The 2,522-nt window shown below is 68.8% G+C and carries 4 protein-coding genes; 2 read left to right on the top strand and 2 right to left on the bottom strand.

The window, feature by feature from the left end; genetic code table 11:
• Both ABW137_RS08650 and ABW137_RS08645 read left to right on the top strand, forming a co-directional pair.
• Nucleotides 1-130, top strand: a 130-nt coding sequence (locus ABW137_RS08650; protein ID WP_526398894.1) for an alpha/beta fold hydrolase, incomplete at its 5' end; no start/stop codon positions are given.
• A 311-nt stretch (nt 131-441) separates the two neighbouring features.
• On the top strand, nt 442-1,212 hold the full coding sequence (locus ABW137_RS08645; protein WP_526398892.1) for an SIMPL domain-containing protein: 771 nt from the start codon (nt 442-444) through the stop codon (nt 1,210-1,212).
• A 4-nt stretch (nt 1,213-1,216) separates the two neighbouring features.
• On the opposite strand, the gene hpt is transcribed toward ABW137_RS08645, so the two are convergent.
• Together hpt and ABW137_RS08635 are read right to left on the bottom strand one after the other, a co-directional pair.
• The gene (gene hpt, locus ABW137_RS08640) at nt 1,217-1,852 is read right to left on the bottom strand and encodes a hypoxanthine phosphoribosyltransferase (protein ID WP_526398890.1); all 636 of its coding nucleotides are present in this window, start codon (nt 1,850-1,852) and stop codon (nt 1,217-1,219) included.
• Between the two features lie 11 nt (nt 1,853-1,863).
• Nucleotides 1,864-2,522: tRNA lysidine(34) synthetase (locus ABW137_RS08635; protein ID WP_526398888.1), on the bottom strand; the 659-nt coding region annotated here is incomplete at its 5' end.

The raw sequence follows: 2,522 nt of genomic DNA, 5'->3' as shown, positions 1-2,522 counted from the left end.
GCGCGACGTCGCGACCGGTCCGTACCGGGAGGTGTTGATCGACGGCGCGGGGCACTGGCTGCAGCAGGAGCGGCCCGCCGAGGTCAATGCCGCGTTGATGGAGTTCCTGACCGGCCCGAACTCCCCGTGAACTTGCGGAGGAACGCCGGGGTTGATCTCTCGATTTCACCCGGTCGGTCAATCCTCCACGCTCGCAATGAAATAGGACTGGGCACCGCCACCGGCGGATGCCCCCAGTCGCGTCGAATACCTTGCAACACAGGGCAATTGCCGCATCGGCCCACCCGCCGCTAGATTCAGGATTCCCTCGACCGGTCCGGCGGCTACGACGCCATCGCCAAGGCGATCGCCGATCACACCGAAGAGGTCGAGCGGAACCGAGACCGATCCGCGCCCTGCTAAATCCTGGAGACCGCCTGAGCCGAAGGTATGGTTCGTGGAATGCCGAATCCACCGAAGCCACGGGTGCCTTCGAAGGTTGCGAAGTCCCTCACCAAGCTGTTCGTCCTCACCACCGCGGCCCTCGCCGTCGCAGGCGTTGCGGCCTGCGACGCCACGCCGACGGCCGCGCCTGCGCCGGTGCCGGGCACGTCGGCTCCCCGCCAGGTGACCGTGGTCGGCGAGGGCAAGGTCGACGGCAGGCCCGACACCCTGGTGATCGGGTTGTCCGTGCAAGCCACCGCGCAGGACGCGCAGACTGCGTCCAATCAGACCAGCAGCCGGATCGCCGACGTGACCGGCGCGCTGACGGGGCAGGGCATCGACGCGGGAGACATCAGCACGACCCAGGTGACGTTGCAGCCCCAGTACGGCGGCTCGGACAACACGACGATCGTCGGGTACACGTCGACCAACTCGGTCGACGTCAAGGTCCGCAACGTCGACTCGGGGCCGCAGCTGCTCGGCGTGGTCGGCACCGCCGGTGGCAATGCCGTCCGCATCAACTCGGTGACCTACTCGATCAACGACGATTCGCAGCTGCTCAAGGACGCCCGCAGCCGCGCGTTCGAGGATGCGAAGGACCGGGCGCAGCAGTACGCGGAGTTGTCCGGTCTGGACCTCGGCAAGGTCGTGTCCATCTCGGAGACCGGTAGCGGTCCACCGCCGCCGACGCCGATGCCCCGCTACGACATGGCCACCGAGGCCATGCCGATGTCGCCGGGCACGCAGACCGTCGGATTCTCCGTGACCGTGGTGTGGGAGTTGGGCTAACCGCTCAAGCGCCCTCGTAGACCTTCGGGTCCAGCGTGCCGATGTAGTTGAGGTCGCGGTAGCGCTCGGCATAGTCCAAGCCGTAACCGACCACGAATTCGTTCGGGATGTCGAAGCCGCACCACTCGATGTCCACGTCGGTGCGCACCGCGTCCGGCTTGCGCAACAGCGTGCACACCCGCAGTGACTTCGGGTGCCGTGTCGCGAGGTTGCGCAGCAGCCAGGACAGCGTCAGACCGGAGTCGACGATGTCCTCGACGATGAGCACGTCCCTGTCGTGGATGTCGCGATCGAGGTCCTTGAGGATGCGCACCACGCCCGATGACGAGGTCGACGACCCGTACGAGCTGACCGCCATGAACTCGAGCTGGGTGGGCAGCGGGATGGCGCGGGCCAGGTCGGTGACGAACATGACCGCGCCCTTGAGCACCGTCACCAACAGCAGGTCCTCGCCGTCGTCGCCAATCGCGTCGCGGTAGTGCGCGCCGATGGCCGCGCCCAGCTCGGCGACGCGCGCCTGAACCTCGGCCTCGGATAGCAGCACCGACTTGATGTCGCCGGGATAGGGGTCCGCGGCAGATGGCTCGGGCACCGCAACAGCGTGCCACGCCGACGCGTCGGCGACCAACACCTGGCGCATTCTTCGGCGACCTACACGTCCTCGCTGCGAAGGATCAGGGTGTCGCCGCGCCGATCGGCGAAGAGCCTCTGATTGCGCAGCGCCGAGCCGACCGCAACACCGCCGCGTCCTCGCCAGTCGGTGACGAGCCGGTCGACGCCGCGGATCTGGACGTCGGTCAGGCCGCTCGCGCCACCGGCCAGGAGCCAACCCCGGATCACCCTCCTGCGGATCGCCGCCGGGACCGAAGCGATCTCGGGAATCGCCAGTTCACCGCCCGTGATCGCCGCCGCGGCAGCCAGCTCGTCGAGGGTGTCGGTGTCCTCTCGCAGTCCGACGGCCGTGCGGGCCAACGCCTCGGCGACGCCGCCGCCGAGGACGTCCTCCAGAAGGGGAAGGACCTCGGTGCGCAATCTGACCCTGGTGAACCTCGGGTCGGCGTTGTGTGGGTCCTCCCATGGCGTGAGTCCCAGTTCCGCGCACACGCCGCGAGTGTCGGCGCGCCGGACGGCGAGCAGTGGACGGCACCATGGCGGGTCGTGCGGCCGCATCCCGGCGATCGAGCGCGCGCCCGACCCGCGGCCCAGGCCGAGAAGCACCGTCTCAGCCTGATCGTCGAGGGTGTGGGCGATCAGGACCGGCCTGCCGTCACGGGCGGCGTCGAGCGCCGCGTAGCGCGCCGCTCTCGCCG

Source organism: Mycobacterium sp. (genome assembly GCF_040509115.1).
Classification (GTDB): domain Bacteria; phylum Actinomycetota; class Actinomycetes; order Mycobacteriales; family Mycobacteriaceae; genus Mycobacterium.
This window is presented reverse-complemented; position numbering and strand designations above follow the sequence as displayed.